14 protein-coding genes are annotated in these 14,388 nt (G+C 37.1%); 10 read left to right on the top strand and 4 right to left on the bottom strand.

What is annotated here, in order from left to right; genetic code table 11:
• The first annotated feature begins 43 nt into the window (after window positions 1-43).
• From R2800_01425 to R2800_01410, 4 genes are read left to right on the top strand one after another with little or no spacing between them, the layout of a single operon-like run.
• On the top strand, window positions 44-2,179 hold the full coding sequence (locus tag R2800_01425) for a DNA mismatch repair protein MutS (GenBank protein ID MEZ5015685.1): 2,136 nt from the start codon (window positions 44-46) through the stop codon (window positions 2,177-2,179).
• A 44-nt stretch (window positions 2,180-2,223) separates the two neighbouring features.
• Window positions 2,224-3,138 (top strand): EamA family transporter, encoded by a 915-nt coding sequence (locus R2800_01420; GenBank protein MEZ5015684.1) that lies wholly within the window; start codon window positions 2,224-2,226, stop codon window positions 3,136-3,138.
• On the top strand, window positions 3,125-3,586 hold the full coding sequence (locus R2800_01415; GenBank protein MEZ5015683.1) for a GNAT family N-acetyltransferase: 462 nt from the start codon (window positions 3,125-3,127) through the stop codon (window positions 3,584-3,586). Before R2800_01420 ends, R2800_01415 begins: the two co-directional genes overlap by 14 nt.
• Window positions 3,586-4,155: a DUF1572 family protein gene (locus R2800_01410; protein ID MEZ5015682.1), complete on the top strand. Its 570-nt coding sequence runs from the start codon at window positions 3,586-3,588 to the stop codon at window positions 4,153-4,155. The genes R2800_01415 and R2800_01410 overlap by 1 nt, the downstream gene beginning before the upstream one ends.
• A gap of 61 nt (window positions 4,156-4,216) precedes the next feature.
• Here R2800_01410 and R2800_01405 read toward each other — a convergent pair whose 3' ends face one another.
• Window positions 4,217-4,618, bottom strand: a complete 402-nt coding sequence (locus R2800_01405; protein ID MEZ5015681.1) for a DUF6249 domain-containing protein — start codon at window positions 4,616-4,618, stop codon at window positions 4,217-4,219.
• Window positions 4,619-4,723: 105 nt separating this feature from the next.
• On the opposite strand from R2800_01405, the gene R2800_01400 reads away from it, so the two are divergent.
• Together R2800_01400 and R2800_01395 are read left to right on the top strand one after the other, a co-directional pair.
• Window positions 4,724-5,299 carry an RNA polymerase sigma factor gene (locus R2800_01400; protein MEZ5015680.1) on the top strand — a complete coding sequence of 192 codons (576 nt, stop codon included), beginning with the start codon at window positions 4,724-4,726 and terminating at the stop codon, window positions 5,297-5,299.
• Between the two features lie 23 nt (window positions 5,300-5,322).
• Window positions 5,323-5,841, top strand: a complete 519-nt coding sequence (locus R2800_01395) for a hypothetical protein (protein MEZ5015679.1) — start codon at window positions 5,323-5,325, stop codon at window positions 5,839-5,841.
• Here R2800_01395 and hxpB read toward each other — a convergent pair.
• Window positions 5,834-6,487, bottom strand: coding sequence for a hexitol phosphatase HxpB (gene hxpB, locus R2800_01390; GenBank protein ID MEZ5015678.1), 654 nt, complete (start codon window positions 6,485-6,487; stop codon window positions 5,834-5,836). The genes R2800_01395 and hxpB overlap by 8 nt on opposite strands.
• 122 nt (window positions 6,488-6,609) lie before the next feature.
• On the opposite strand from hxpB, the gene R2800_01385 reads away from it, so the two are divergent.
• From R2800_01385 to R2800_01375, 3 genes are all read left to right on the top strand, one after another.
• Window positions 6,610-7,947 (top strand): pitrilysin family protein, encoded by a 1,338-nt coding sequence (locus R2800_01385; GenBank protein MEZ5015677.1) that lies wholly within the window; start codon window positions 6,610-6,612, stop codon window positions 7,945-7,947.
• Between the two features lie 42 nt (window positions 7,948-7,989).
• Window positions 7,990-10,086 (top strand): pitrilysin family protein, encoded by a 2,097-nt coding sequence (locus R2800_01380; GenBank protein ID MEZ5015676.1) that lies wholly within the window; start codon window positions 7,990-7,992, stop codon window positions 10,084-10,086.
• A gap of 129 nt (window positions 10,087-10,215) precedes the next feature.
• The gene (locus tag R2800_01375) at window positions 10,216-10,677 is read left to right on the top strand and encodes a hypothetical protein (GenBank protein ID MEZ5015675.1); all 462 of its coding nucleotides are present in this window, start codon (window positions 10,216-10,218) and stop codon (window positions 10,675-10,677) included.
• Window positions 10,678-10,724: 47 nt separating this feature from the next.
• Here R2800_01375 and R2800_01370 read toward each other — a convergent pair whose 3' ends face one another.
• Together R2800_01370 and R2800_01365 are read right to left on the bottom strand one after the other, a co-directional pair.
• Complete coding sequence (locus R2800_01370) at window positions 10,725-11,384, bottom strand: tetratricopeptide repeat protein (protein MEZ5015674.1); 660 nt, start codon at window positions 11,382-11,384, stop codon at window positions 10,725-10,727.
• Window positions 11,351-12,799, bottom strand: a complete 1,449-nt coding sequence (locus R2800_01365; protein MEZ5015673.1) for a tetratricopeptide repeat protein — start codon at window positions 12,797-12,799, stop codon at window positions 11,351-11,353. Before R2800_01365 ends, R2800_01370 begins: the two co-directional genes overlap by 34 nt.
• A gap of 147 nt (window positions 12,800-12,946) precedes the next feature.
• On the opposite strand from R2800_01365, the gene miaB reads away from it, so the two are divergent.
• Window positions 12,947-14,374 carry a tRNA (N6-isopentenyl adenosine(37)-C2)-methylthiotransferase MiaB gene (gene miaB / locus R2800_01360; GenBank protein MEZ5015672.1) on the top strand — a complete coding sequence of 476 codons (1,428 nt, stop codon included), beginning with the start codon at window positions 12,947-12,949 and terminating at the stop codon, window positions 14,372-14,374.
• The last annotated feature ends 14 nt before the right edge of the window (window positions 14,375-14,388 follow it).

The following is a 14,388-nucleotide window of genomic DNA, read 5'->3' as shown; positions in this document are numbered from 1 at the left end:
ACACTATGTTATAGTAACTTTGTGATCTTGATAGGAATAAAAGATGATGTTACTGTATCCTGCTCAGGCTCTCGAAGCTTTAGAATTTAATAAAATATGTACTCTTTTAAAAGAAAAGTGCAGAACTGATAGTGCAAAAAAATCTGTAGAGCAGATTCGATTTCACACTAAACTGGAGTACATAGAAAAAGAGCTGCATGAAGTAAAGGAGTTTAAATCTACCCTTAACCAAGGAGAGCGTTTTCCTAATGATTTCACTAGAAATATTGAAAGTGAACTTAAACTACTTTCTATCCCAAGAGCTTCTTTGACAGGAGAACAACTTCTTCAATTTCAAAAACTGGCACTAAACACTAGAGATATACTGGTATGGTTTAGAAAACAAGAACCATTTTATGATTACCTACGTGCTATAGTTGCCAATATCATCTATGAAAAAGAGATAGCGGAATTAATAACCGCTGTAATTGATGATACAGGGGCAGTAAGAGACAACGCATCTCGCGAATTGATGCAGATAAGAGCCAACCTGTCTACCAAACGTGCTCATCTCAGAAAAGTATATGAAGGCATCTTAAGAAAACTGAACAAGCAAGGTTATTTGGCAGATATTTCCGAAGGTTTTTTAAACGGGAGACGTGTAGTAGCCATACAGGCTGAACACAAGCGTATAGTAAAAGGCATCTTGCATGGAGAGAGCGATTCTCAAAGAACTGTTTTTATTGAACCTGAAAGCACCATTGAACTTAACAATGAGATTTTCTCTTTAGAAAGAGCGGAAGCAAGGGAGATACAAAGAATATTAGCAGAGACAACAGCAGCTGTATCTGTTTTTCATCCACAGCTTACTGGCTACTATCATATTTGTGGTATTTACGATTTTATAAGGGCTAAAGCATTGTTTGCCGAAGATTTAGGAGCTGATATGCCACAACTTAGCCCGCACCCTGTCATCAACTTAAGTAATGCTAGACACCCATTACTTTATCTACACAATAAAACACAAGGAAAAGAAACCATACCTCTAAACATAAGCCTCGACAGGAACAAACGCATACTTATGATAAGCGGACCGAATGCCGGAGGTAAAACAGTTTCGATGAAGACAGTTGGTCTTCTTCAGATCATGGCACAGTCCGGCATGTTAATTCCTGTAGACAGTCATTCTCAAATAGGTGTTTTCAAGCAAATAATGATCCATATAGGGGATACACAATCCATAGAAAATGAATTAAGCACCTACAGCGCCCACCTTAGAGACATGAAATACTTTATGGACTTTGCCACAGGTAAAACGCTTTTCTTTATTGATGAATTAGGGAGTGGATCTGACCCAAATCTTGGAGGTGCATTTGCTGAGGCCATAGTGGAAGAAATGGCCAAAAAACATGCTATTGGCATCATCACTACACACTACTTAAACCTAAAGGTAATGGCTGGGAAAGTACCAGGTATCATCAATGGTGCTATGATGTTTGATGAAGACAAACTAGAACCACTTTATAAACTAGAAGTAGGCAAACCAGGTAGCTCTTACACTTTTGCCATTGCTCAAAGAAGCAGACTACCTAAACATATCATTGACAGAGCCAGACAACTGACCGATAGAGGGCATTTTAAACTGGATAAGATGCTACTAAAAACGGAACAACAAGCCGTAAGACTAACTAAAAAGGAACAACAGCTTGACCAGCAACTCAAAAAGAACAAAGAACTAAAAGAGGAGTTTGAGGAACTAATAGATAAGGAAAGACTAGAGCAACACCATGACACATTAAAGCTTCAAAACAAGATCAAGAAAGAAGAACTAGACTACTTGAGAGACATGGAGCGCAAGTTCAAGCAAATAATACATGACTGGAAAAAGGCAGAGAACAAACAAGAAGTGATTGATGCTGCAGAGAAAGTTCTATTTAAAAAGAAGGTCATTAAAGCCAATGAATCTGCAGCTAAAAAAGCAGATAAAAACTATGCTCTAGTGGGAGGACAGCCCAAAGTTGGCGACCTGATACGGAATAAAAACAATCACCAAGTAGGCACACTTACCGAAATAAGGGACAAGAGGGCTATTGTTACCATTGGCAAGATGCCATTCAATGTAGTGCTAGAGGAGTGGGTTGTTGTTAAACCAAAGGAAAAACGTAGAAAAAACACTAGTATAAAGAACAAAGAAAAATAGCATCAACTAATATATAAATACATGATATTTGCGTAGCAATTATCATGGGCGACAAAACAAAAGCATACATTGCTTATTTCGTTATCTGTATAGCTTGGGGCACTACATACCTTGCTATTCGAGTAGGGGTATCACACTACCCTGCTTTTCTATTTGCAGGGATACGCCAAGTAGTATCGGGCTTACTTATGTTGGGCATTGGGCTAGCTTGGTACAAAAGAGCAGACCTGACCAAGTCTACTCTTTTTCATAATATGCTTATTGGCTTTTTACTTATCACCATAGGTAATGGCACGGTATCTTATGCAGAAAAGGTAATACCAAGTGGTGTAGCCGCTCTGATATGCACCATGATGCCAATGAATGCTGTTATTATCAACCTAATTGCATCAAAAGAAGAAAAGCTAAGCCTTACAATAGTACTCGGCATGTTACTGGCATTTGGTGGTGTTGTCTTGATCTTCAAAGACAATATTGCAGATCTTGCCAACCCCGCTTATCTGTTTGGCATGGTGAGTATTTACTTTGCTACAGCATTTTGGGCTTTGGGTAGTATCCTCAATAGAAAAAAGGTTGATATCATTAACCCCATATTTAACTCTGGTGTCCAAATAGGATTTGGAGGTCTGTTTCTTGTTCTACTCAGCCCTCTTGTTGATAGCTATACAGACTTTCAACCATTTCAAAAAGACGCACTACTATCTATGGGATATCTAGTGGTAGTAGGCTCTATAATAGCATACACTGCCTACATGTATGCTTTAAAGAAACTTCCTGTAGGCTTTGTAACTAGCTATGCATATATCAATCCTCTAGTAGCCGTTCTATTGGGATATCTTATACTGGATGAGAAGTTGACTTGGTATACTTGGTTGGCATTTGTAAGCATAGTATCAGGAGTATATCTGGTCAATAGAGGATATAAGGCACAACGCTTAAAAAACAATGCAACAAATTAATCACAAATACAACGACTACCTTATAACCTCAGACAAAGCAAAAGCAGATATTGTAGCCATCCACAAATGGCTGTCTAAAGAGTCGTACTGGAAAAAAGATATTGCCTTTGATGTTATCAAAGGTGCTGTAGAAAACTCATTTTGTATTAATATACTTTTCAACGAAGAGCAAGTTGGCTTTGGCAGGCTAATAACAGACTATACTACCTTTGCTTATTTAGCGGATGTTTATATTGTAGAAGAGCATCGTAAAAAAGGATTAAGCAAAGTGATGATAGAATTAATGTTAGGCTTAGATTGGGTGAAAGCCCTACGCAAAATAATGTTAGCCACACTTGATGCACAAGCCCTTTATGCTCAATATGGATTTATACCTATAAACAACCCGGAGCGATTTATGGAGTTTAGCCCCGTAACTACATTTGATAACGACCAAAACAATATGTAATGGAAACAACACTTGACTATCTAAAAAGCACCAAACAGCAATTCACCTACTACAAGCAACTTGGAGAAAAGTCTATGGCGCAACTACCAGATAACAAGCTGTTCTTACAACCTAATGAAAACAGCAATAGTATAGCCACTATTGCTAAACACCTTTGGGGAAATATGTTGAGTCGCTGGACAGACTTTCTTACTACAGACGGAGAAAAGGAATGGCGTCAACGCGATGCAGAGTTTGAAAACGACATTCAAACAAGAGAAGAACTGCTCAGCAAATGGAATGAAGGTTGGCAATGTTTATTCAATGCTTTAGATAGCATATCAGACAAAGACTTATCTAAAACCATATACATACGCAACGATGGGCATACTATACTAGAGGCTATAAATAGACAAGTAGCGCACTATGCTTATCATGTGGGCCAAATAGTGTATGCTGCCAAGCTGCTAAAAGAAGAGGAATGGAGCAGCTTATCTATCCCCAAAAACGCTTCAGCACAATACAATGAAAAGAAATTTTCACAAGAAAAGGGAGACCGGCACTTTACCGATGATTTGCTAAAAAACTAAAAGCCCGTTTAGACAAACAGGCTTTTATGGTATCTATCTGGTTAATATTTATTTGCAGGGTTTATTCATTATTACTACTATTATCATCAACGCGTCCTTCGTTCCAGTGTTTGCGCTCTTGCTTATAGGCAAGATAAAGCCCTAAACCGCCACCTATAGCTAGCATGGAAAAATATATTGCAGCGGTATCATTATGTCTCATAACGCCATTCTTATCTACATATTTAGTAGCCTCGTGCAACCAAGCCACATCTACAATATAGGCTATCAACAATCCCAAACCTGCACCTACCAATAGCAAGGCATATTTCATATAAACATAAGGTCTAGGACCTCCAAAGTTTTTTCGTGGGTTAATGCCATTCTCTATCAATGCCATATTCTCTCTACTCCGCATAAAAAACAGCCCCAGCACAGTAGCAAAAAAAGACATCGGGATTAATACTTCAGCAGCTTGATACATAATATTCTTTTAGTTTTAAAAATGCTTGTTTACCATAAGACGAGATAATGAGTAATGAGGTTACAGAAAAAAGAAAATAAAATTGTGTAACCTAACTTTAAGGTAATGCGTCTTATATCATATATGCACGATGCAACTGATAATGATATCATTGACGATATACTAAAAGGGCAACAAAAACCTTTTGCTATATTGGTCGAGCGTTATCAGCATTATGTATATACGCTTACCCTACGCTACATAAAAGACAATCAGGAAGCAGAAGAAATAGCACAAGATATATTTGTGAAAGCATACCACGCACTATACAGCTTTAATAAAAACAGTAAGTTTAGTACATGGCTGTATACTATTGCCAGAAACACATGCTTATCCCATCTTAGAAAGACCAACCCTAAATTTGAAGAGATACAGGATGACAACATAGGTTATAATGCCTCTTTTCCTATAGAACAGAAATCAGAAAAAGAACAATTAAGTTTAGCTATTAACAAACTGACTAAACAAGAAGGAGAAATAATAACCCTATTCTATCTACATGAGCAAACTATTGAAGAGATTGAACGTATAACAGGACTTAGTAAGAGTAACATAAAAGTAAGACTATATAGAGCTAGAAAAAACTTAAAAACAATACTAGAGCGATATTCCGACGCAGCACTAATTGATAACAATAAGTAGCTTAACTTTATAACAGAAAAGAGATGCAACACGAAGAGATAGAAATACAACTGTGGGATTATATAGATGGCACTTGTAACGAACAAGACCACAACCGTATATCAGCATTAATAAATACTGATGCTATTTGGCAGTCTACCTATCAAGAGCTACTAGCGTTGAATAATCAAATCTCTTTAAACACAGCTATAATAAAGACGTCTGATAGTTTTGCTAAAGATGTAATGAGCAACATAGAACAAAGTGCAAAGAAAAAACGCTCAACCTTGCTGTTAGACTGGGGCATAAAGGGAGTCGCTGCTTTTTTCGCTGTTTCCATATCCTCTATTATCATTTATACATTAGCACAAGCAGATTGGAGATTTACCAATACAAATAATCCATCTTCTAATTTCGGCTTTGGAGATATAGAATTACCTCAATTTGTTGCCAATATCCAGATAAGCGATACGGCACTTTACATTACTTCCTTCGCAGTAATGATCATGGTTTTAGTATTAATAGAAAAGTTCCTACACAACAATAAACTAAAAGCTATATAGTCCTCAGCAAGTTCATACTCAACTCTTCCAAACTGCTCAGCTTTTTATCCGCTATTGCAAACCTTGGATTGTCATAGTGAATTTCATCAGGCACAGCTATCACCTTCATTCTAGCTGCTTTTCCTGCTATAACACCATTTATAGAATCCTCAAATACAACACTCTCAAGAGGAGTACTGTTAAGCTGTTTAGCACAACTTAAAAATACCGCTGGGTGCGGCTTACCCAATTCAACCATATCAGCAGATACTACAGCGTCAAAGTATTGCTTTAGATCAAAATGCGTAATCAATTCATCTATCATGCGTGTAGTTGAAGAAGAAGCTAAGCCTATTTTATAACCTTCTTTTTTTAGCATATCGATAGACGCTAAAACGCCCGGCATAATCGATCCTTTTATTTTAGCGGTTGCTATAATATCGTCTAATATATCATCGGCCACCTGTATAGAACTAGCACCACTCCACGGATATTTTATAGCCCAATACTCCGTAACCTCATATATTGTCAATCCTGTTGTTTCCTTAAATTTATCTCTAGAAATAGGTATACCATGATGTTGTGCTACTCTTAACATACATTCTCCCCACAATGGTTCCGTATCCAGTAGCAAGCCATCCATATCATATATAGCGGTGTTAAGCATATTCTAAAGTTTGTGCAAAAGAACAAACTATGGGGGAGATTTTGGGGGAATTAAGACACATTCTATTAATAAACATTTATCATTCAGTATTGAAGGCTTATTTTTGTTGAAAATTAATTTATATGAAGCTGAATGCGCTATGCTCCTTTTTATTGGGCGCTTTACTATTGTCTAGCAGTGTTGCTATGGCAAAAGGTAATATTAAGTTTACGGAATATGATTTGCCTAACGGCCTCCATGTTATCTTACATGAAGACCACTCTACACCTATTGTAGCAGTATCTGTAATGTATCATGTAGGTTCTAAAAACGAAGACCCTCAACGTACTGGTTTTGCCCACTTCTTTGAGCACCTTTTATTTGAAGGAACAGAAAACATTGGCCGTGGTGAGTATATGAAAACGATACAATCTGCAGGTGGTCAACTAAATGCTAATACATCTCAAGACCGTACTTTCTACTACGAAGTGCTACCTTCTAACCAATTAGAACTAGCACTATGGATGGAAAGCGAGCGTATGCTACATGCTAAAATTGACGAAATAGGCGTAGAAACACAGCGTAAGGTTGTAAAAGAAGAAAAAAAGCAACGTTATGACAACACACCTTATGGTCAGATATTGAATGTTGTTTACGAAAACGCTTATACTAAACACCCTTATCGTTGGTCGCCAATAGGTAAGGCACAATATATAGACCAAGCTACATTGAGCGAGTTCATGGATTTCTATAAAACTTTCTATGTACCTAACAATGCTACACTAGCTATTGGTGGAGATCTGAACATCAAGGAAACTAAGAAATTCATCGAGAAATATTTCGGTGGCATTCCTAGGGGAACTAAAGCTATACCACGCCCTACAGAAGTAGAACCAGCACAAACTGCTGAAAAGCGTGTTGAATTTTATGATAATGTTCAACTACCAGCTGTTGTTATAGGATACCATACTCCTAAAATGGGTACTAAAGACTGGTATGCATTACAATTATTAACACAAATGCTATCTCAAGGTCAAAGCTCTCGTTTCCAAAAAGAGCTTGTAGACAAACAACAAAAAGGACTAGCAGTAGGTGCATTTATGATACCTAATGAAGATCCGGGTGTTGCTTTCATGTTTGGTATTACTAACCAAGGTGTAAAACCAGCAGAAATAGAAGAAGCAATGCTTGCTGAAATTGAGAAAGTAAAAACAGGCAATATTGATGATGAGGAATACCAAAAACTTATCAACCAAGCAGAGAATGATTTTGTAACACAAAATAGAAGCATACAAGGTATTGTAGAAAACTTAGCTACTTATCACACTTATTTTAAAGATGCTGATCTAATTAATACAGAGTTGGAGAACTACACCAGTATTACAAAAGCAGATCTTAAACGTGTTGCTAATAAGTATTTCACAAAACAAAACAGACTAGTTGTTTATTACCTACCAAAATCTGAAGAAAAGAAAGGTTAATTCAACTTATTTAATTCAAAAAGCTTCTCTTAAAATATTTATATGAAAAAGTTCATTCTTTCAATATTAACACTTGCTCTAGCTACTACTGCGTCTCAGTCGCAAGAGCTTGACCGTAGTGTAAGACCTAAACCAGGTCCTGCACCGGAAATAAAACTAGGTAAAACAGAAAGTTTCACACTAGATAATGGCATGCGTGTTTTCGTTGTAGAAAACCACAAACTGCCTACAATTACTTGTAGCATACAATTGGATGTATACCCTGAACTAGAGGGAGACCAAGCAGGGTACTCTACCTTCCTTTCTGAACTATTAACCTCAGGTACTAAAACACGTACTAAAGATGAGTATAATAAAGAAATAGATTTCATAGGTGCCAACATTAGCGCTAATAGTAATGGTGTATTTGGTAGTAGCCTTAAAAAGCACCAGAAGAAATTACTAGAGCTAATGAGTGATGTAGCAATGAATGCAAAATTCAATGCTGAGGATATGGAGAAAGTTAGGAAGCGTACACTTTCTGGTTTAAAAGCTAGTGAAAACGATCCTGACGACATGTTAAACAATGTTGCTGCTGCTGTTAAATATGGTACAAATCACCCTTACGGTGAAGTAGTTACAGACAAGACTGTAGAAAAAGCGACATTAGCTTCTTGCGAGAAATACTATCAAACATACTTCCGCCCTAACGTAGCATATATGGCTGTTGTGGGAGATGTTACTGTAAAAGAAATAAAGCCTCTAATAGAGAAATACTTCGGTAGCTGGCAAAAAGCAACAGTTCCTGTTGCTAAATATGCCAAAGTAAATACACCGTCAGCTACTAATGTAGCTTTTGTACCAAGAGATGCTGCTGTACAAAGTGTCATCAATGTTACCTACCCTGTTGACCTACAACCGGGACATGCTGATGTAGTAAAGGCGAAAGTAGCTAATGCTATATTAGGTGGAGGTTCTACAGGTCGTTTATTCTTAAACTTACGTGAAGAACACGCTTGGACTTATGGTTCTTACTCTTCTATCTCTCAAGACGAGATCATTGGTCAATTTAGCGCTTATGCTAAATGCCGCAATGAAGTAAGTGACAGCTCTGTTGCTGAAATATTGAGCGAGATGAAACGTATGCGCAATGAGAAAGTATCTCAGGAAGACCTTGACCGTCAGATATCTTATATGTCAGGTGGTTTTGCAATTGGTTTAGAGCGCCCTCAGACTGTTGCTCAATATGCTATTAACGTAGAGCGCTACAACATGCCTAAAGATTATTATCAAAACTATTTGAAGAATCTTAGTGCGGTAACTGTTGATGATATACAAGCAATTGCTAAAAAGTATATCGACCCAAGCAAAGCACATATTGTGGTTGTAGGTAGTGTAGACGAAGTAGCTGACAAACTAAAACGTTTTGATAGCGACGGTAAACTAGACTACTATGATAATTACGGCAACAAAATAGAAGTAGCTAAAAAAGCTGCTGCCCCTAGCGATGTAACTGCTGAACAGATATTCTCTGACTACATCAATGCTATTGGTGGAGAAAAAACTATTGCCTCTGTTTTGGATGTCAAATCTGTAAGTAAAGGTATGTTGAGCGTTCAAGGTCAGGAAATACCATTGACGATCACTGAGATCAAGAAGTCTCCTAACAAACTAAAGACTCAAGTAGAAGCTATGGGTATGGTTGTTCAAAAACAAGTATTTGACGGCACTACAGGCTACAATGAAATGCAAGGCCAAAAAGCGGATATGGATGCTGCTACAATGAAAAGTGCCAAGCAACAAGCAGACCTACATGCAGACTTGCACCCAGAGAAATATGGCATCAAACGTACTCTTGACGGTATGGATAAAGTAAATGGTAGCGATGCTTATGTACTAATAGTAGAAGATGGTGATGGTAAAAAATCAAAAGAATACTACGATGTAAAAAACCATCTTTTAGTAAAATCTATCAGCACAGAAGAAAGCCCTCAAGGAGCTATTACTACTACAAGTGAGTATAGCAACTATAAGGAAGTGCCGGGTACAAGTTATAAAATACCATACAAAGTATCTCAATCATTTGGCCCTCAGTCTATAACAGCAGAGGTAGAGACTATAGAGATCAATAAAGGTATAAACGATAGTGAGTTTAAATAGAACGGTTATTAACAAACAATACAAAGCCTCGCAAATTGCGGGGCTTTTTTTATAGATACAAACCAATAATATTATATCTCTTTGATTATAAAGTATTTATTATTATTCTTGCGACCACAATAAACACTTATGAATCTTAAATTATCTCTATTAGTAGCCTTAGTTGCTATTCTCGGTTTTAGTTCTTGTAAAAACAGTTATCAGGCTATGCGTGAGCCAAACGCAAGAGTCGAATTTGAAAAGAAAGACTTTATTCTATCTGGCCAAGTAAGCGGAACTGCTGAACAAGTTAAAGTATTAGGTATCGACTGGAATCGTTTCTCGAAAAAACAAAAAGGATCAGTAAGCCCATCATATGCTAAAATACCTGTTATTGGTGGAGGCTTATTTAGTAACCCAACTGGTAGTTATGCCTTGTATAACATGATGCTAAATACTCCAAACTACGATGTAGTATTTTACCCTAAGTACTCTTACTCCGTATTTAAACCAGTTATGAATATTGGTTTTATCTATAAAAAAACTAAAGTAGATGTAACAGCACGCTTAGGTAAGCTAAGAGTATCTGAAGACGTGGAAGAGGAGGACTAATTATACTCATTATAACAATAAAAAGCCCTGCTAAATTCGGGGCTTTCTTATGTCTGTTTCTTATCTCTTTCAGAAATACAAAGAACAAGATTTTTTTTCACTGTCTTAGTTGAGGGGTGATCTTCACCTAGGAATTGTTGCATTATCTCCAATGCTTGCTCATAATATCCTATCGCTTTATCATACTCCCCTTTGGAATCCCATGCACCACCTAGATTATTATAACGAATAGCAATATCAGGGTGTGAATCCCCATAATATGCTTTACCTATCTCCAATGCTTGCTCATAATATCCTATCGCTTTATCATACTCCCCTTTGGAATACCATGCCATACCTAGATTATTATAACGAGTAGCAATATCGGGGTGTGAATCCCCATAATATGCTTTACCTATCTCCAATGCTTGCTCATAATATCCTATCGCTTTATCATACTCCCCTTTGGAATCCCATGCCAAACCAAGATTATTATAACGAGTAGCAATATCGGGATGTGAATCCCCATAATATGCTTTACCTATTTCCAATGATTGCTCATAATATCCTATCGCTTTATCATACTCCCCTTTGGAATCCCATGCCAAACCAAGATTATTATAACGAGTAGCAATAGTAGGGTGTGAATCCCCATAATATACTTTATCTATTTCCAATGCTTGCTCATAATATCCTATCGCTTTATCATACTCCCTTTGGAAGACCATGCACTACCTAGATTATTATAACGAATAGCAATATCAGGGTGTGAATCCCCATAATATGCTTTACCTATCTCCAATGCTTGCTCATAATATCCTATCGCTTTATCATACTCCCCTTTGGAATCCCATGCCATACCAAGATTATTATAATCAATAGCAATATAGGGGTGTGAATCCCTGTAATATTTTTTATCTATTTCTAATGCTCGCACGTGATAATCGATAGCTTTATCATACTCCCCTTTGGAATACCATGCACTACCTAGATTATTATAACGAGTAGCAATAGTAGGGTGTGAATCCCCATAATATGCTTTATCTATTTCCAATGCTTGCTCATAATATCCTATCGCTTTATCATACTCCCCTTTGGAATGCCAAACCAAACCAATTTCATTATAGTATATTGCCAAATCTTTAGTTCCCGTTTCTTTTTGCTCCTCTATTACTATTGCTTTGTCAAGATATCTTAGTGCATTATCTACATATCCTAAGTCTCGAGATAACCTTCCCGCCTTATCTAAATAACCAACATTATTAGGAGATGCCCTTACAGCTAATTCATAGTATTCTAAAGCTGGCCTGTATTCTAACTTTAGTTCTTTTACTTTCCCCAATTGGTAAAAATCCTCAGCTACCTCACTTATTCTATCTTTAGCAGACTCTTTTAGCAATTCTTCTGCAGTGTCATAATCTTCTTTTTCTACAGCTTCAAAAGCTTTTTGCTTTAGTATATCACTCTCTTTTTGTTTGCTAAGAGATTTTTCTAGTTCTTCTTTTATCTTTTCTTGCTCTTGTCTTACTTCCTCACTTTTAAGAAGCTGCAATTTTAAATCATCACGTTCCTCTTCTAATTTTTTTAATTGGGTATTAAAATCATCGTTATTAGTATTAGAAATAAGTCCTCTTAGATCTGCAATTTGGTTTTCTATATTCTGCAAATCAGAAACAGAAACTAATGTATGCGAAACTGGATTAACACTCTTATTATAATTTGCCTTAGTTACTCTTTTAACTATTAAGTCGACTATTTCCTGAGGTGCTCTACCTCTTATATCTATATATCCATCTATAGACAATAAACCATCAATTTTAGAATCATCAAAACGAAAAGGCATAATATCCTCACCTCTCTTTTTCTTGATAATTTCTCTCATAAAACGCCATTCAAGCCTACACCATTCTTTATTTGCATAATCTTCACAAAAGAACGGTACTACGAGGTGAGACTCTTTTGTGTATACGTTCATGAGATAATTATCTAGGTCTGTTCTTGCTAGCTCATCTTCATAGTAAAAATCATAAAATATACTATCTCTACCATACTCTTTAGAAAGCAGGTCTGCGACTTGTTCTATAAAAGGTCTGTATTCTCCAGGAAATGAGAGTGCTACTTTAAATCTTTTGGGTGTTGTCATAGTGCTGCATATAGTATCTTCTAAATTTACATAAAATCTACTTATAGGAAAACCATAAAGCCTGCCATTATTACCTCATTAACGCTTCTTTATCATGGAGAACCCGTATAAACTAACTATCTTTGCGTACTATTCTAATCGGAAAATATGGCAGACACTCTTGATAAAGTGATGGATGAAAACAGGCAAGGTGAGGCTTATGCCCCATTTTTGGACGACCCAAACACTTACAACAAGAAATTTTATATAGAAAGCTATGGCTGTGCTATGAATTTCAGCGATAGCGAGGTAGTAGCCTCCATCCTTCAAGAACAGGGTTTTGGAGCTACTAGAGACCTTAATGAGGCAGATCTTGTATTACTGAATACCTGTTCTATTAGAGAAAAAGCAGAACAAACCGTTCGTACCCGACTAAAAACCTTCCGAAAAGTGAAGCAAGCCAAGCCAGGTATGCTGGTAGGTGTTTTAGGCTGTATGGCAGAACGATTGAAAACCAAGCTTTTAGATGAGGAGAAGCTAGTAGACATGGTTGTAGGCCCTGATGCATACCGCAGCCTGCCCAACCTTATAGATGAGGCAGATGGGGGACAAAAATCAGTAAATGTGCTACTAAGTAGAGAGGAGACTTATGCTGACATCTCCCCTGTTCGTTTGGATAGTAACGGCGTTACTTCCTTTGTAAGCATCATGCGCGGTTGTAACAATATGTGTACATTCTGTGTAGTTCCGTTTACTCGTGGTAGAGAGCGTAGCCGTGATGCAGCAAGTATTGTGAAAGAAAGCCAAGAGCTATTTGATAGAGGCTATAAGGAGATAACACTATTAGGGCAAAATGTTGATAGCTATTACTATACTACTACTAATTCTGATGGCACCGTTACAGAAGTAACTTTTGCTAAGCTATTAGAGATGGTAGCATTAATATCACCAAAGCTTCGAGTTCGTTTTAGCACCTCTCACCCTAAGGACATCACAGATGATGTATTGTTTACCATGGCAAAGTATGACAACGTGTGTAATAACATACACTTGCCTGTGCAAAGTGGAAGTACCCGTTTACTAGCACTTATGAACCGCACCTATACGCGCGAGTGGTATTTAAACAAAGTAAAACGCATCAGAGAGATTATTCCTGACTGCGGTTTGAGTACAGATATTATTACAGGTTTTTGTACAGAAACAGAGGAAGACCATCAAGAATCTCTTAGCTTGATGGAAGCGTGCTGCTTTGATATGGCTTATATGTATGCCTACAGTGAACGTCCGGGCACATTAGCAGCTCGTAGATATAAGGATGATGTACCTGAAGATGTAAAACAACGACGCCTTGAGGAGATCATTACACAGAAAAAGAAGAATTCAGAAGAGAGTTATAAAAGAGATATAGGTAAGACATTTGAAATACTGATAGAAAACAGAAGTAAAAAAAGCGACCAAGATTGGGCAGGTAGAAACAGCCAAAACAAAATGGTAATTTTCCCTAAAGGTGATCATGGCTTGAAGATCGGGGATTATGTAAATGTGATGATCAAAGAAGCTACTTCTGCTACCCTTATCGGCGAGATCGTTTCATAAAAGCGTTTTAGACT

Source organism: Flavipsychrobacter sp. (assembly GCA_041392855.1).
Classification (GTDB): Bacteria; Bacteroidota; Bacteroidia; order Chitinophagales; family Chitinophagaceae; genus UBA5543.
Note: the sequence above shows the minus strand (reverse complement) of the source record. Positions and strands in the feature narration are given on the sequence as shown.

Excerpts from the sequence above, each read along its gene's own strand:
- R2800_01400 (MEZ5015680.1), top strand. The coding sequence starts at position 4,724 with ATGCGTCTTATATCATATATGCACGATGCAACTGATAATGATATCATT.
- R2800_01375 (MEZ5015675.1), top strand. The coding sequence starts at position 10,216 with ATGAATCTTAAATTATCTCTATTAGTAGCCTTAGTTGCTATTCTCGGT.
- R2800_01385 (MEZ5015677.1), top strand. The coding sequence starts at position 6,610 with ATGAAGCTGAATGCGCTATGCTCCTTTTTATTGGGCGCTTTACTATTG.
- R2800_01380 (MEZ5015676.1), top strand. The coding sequence starts at position 7,990 with ATGAAAAAGTTCATTCTTTCAATATTAACACTTGCTCTAGCTACTACT.
- R2800_01365 (MEZ5015673.1), bottom strand. The coding sequence starts at position 12,799 with ATGACAACACCCAAAAGATTTAAAGTAGCACTCTCATTTCCTGGAGAA.
- R2800_01370 (MEZ5015674.1), bottom strand. The coding sequence starts at position 11,384 with ATGGTCTTCCAAAGGGAGTATGATAAAGCGATAGGATATTATGAGCAA.
- R2800_01420 (MEZ5015684.1), top strand. The coding sequence starts at position 2,224 with ATGGGCGACAAAACAAAAGCATACATTGCTTATTTCGTTATCTGTATA.
- R2800_01415 (MEZ5015683.1), top strand. The coding sequence starts at position 3,125 with ATGCAACAAATTAATCACAAATACAACGACTACCTTATAACCTCAGAC.
- R2800_01395 (MEZ5015679.1), top strand. The coding sequence starts at position 5,323 with ATGCAACACGAAGAGATAGAAATACAACTGTGGGATTATATAGATGGC.
- hxpB (MEZ5015678.1), bottom strand. The coding sequence starts at position 6,487 with ATGCTTAACACCGCTATATATGATATGGATGGCTTGCTACTGGATACG.
- miaB (MEZ5015672.1), top strand. The coding sequence starts at position 12,947 with ATGGCAGACACTCTTGATAAAGTGATGGATGAAAACAGGCAAGGTGAG.
- R2800_01410 (MEZ5015682.1), top strand. The coding sequence starts at position 3,586 with ATGGAAACAACACTTGACTATCTAAAAAGCACCAAACAGCAATTCACC.
- R2800_01405 (MEZ5015681.1), bottom strand. The coding sequence starts at position 4,618 with ATGTATCAAGCTGCTGAAGTATTAATCCCGATGTCTTTTTTTGCTACT.
- R2800_01425 (MEZ5015685.1), top strand. The coding sequence starts at position 44 with ATGATGTTACTGTATCCTGCTCAGGCTCTCGAAGCTTTAGAATTTAAT.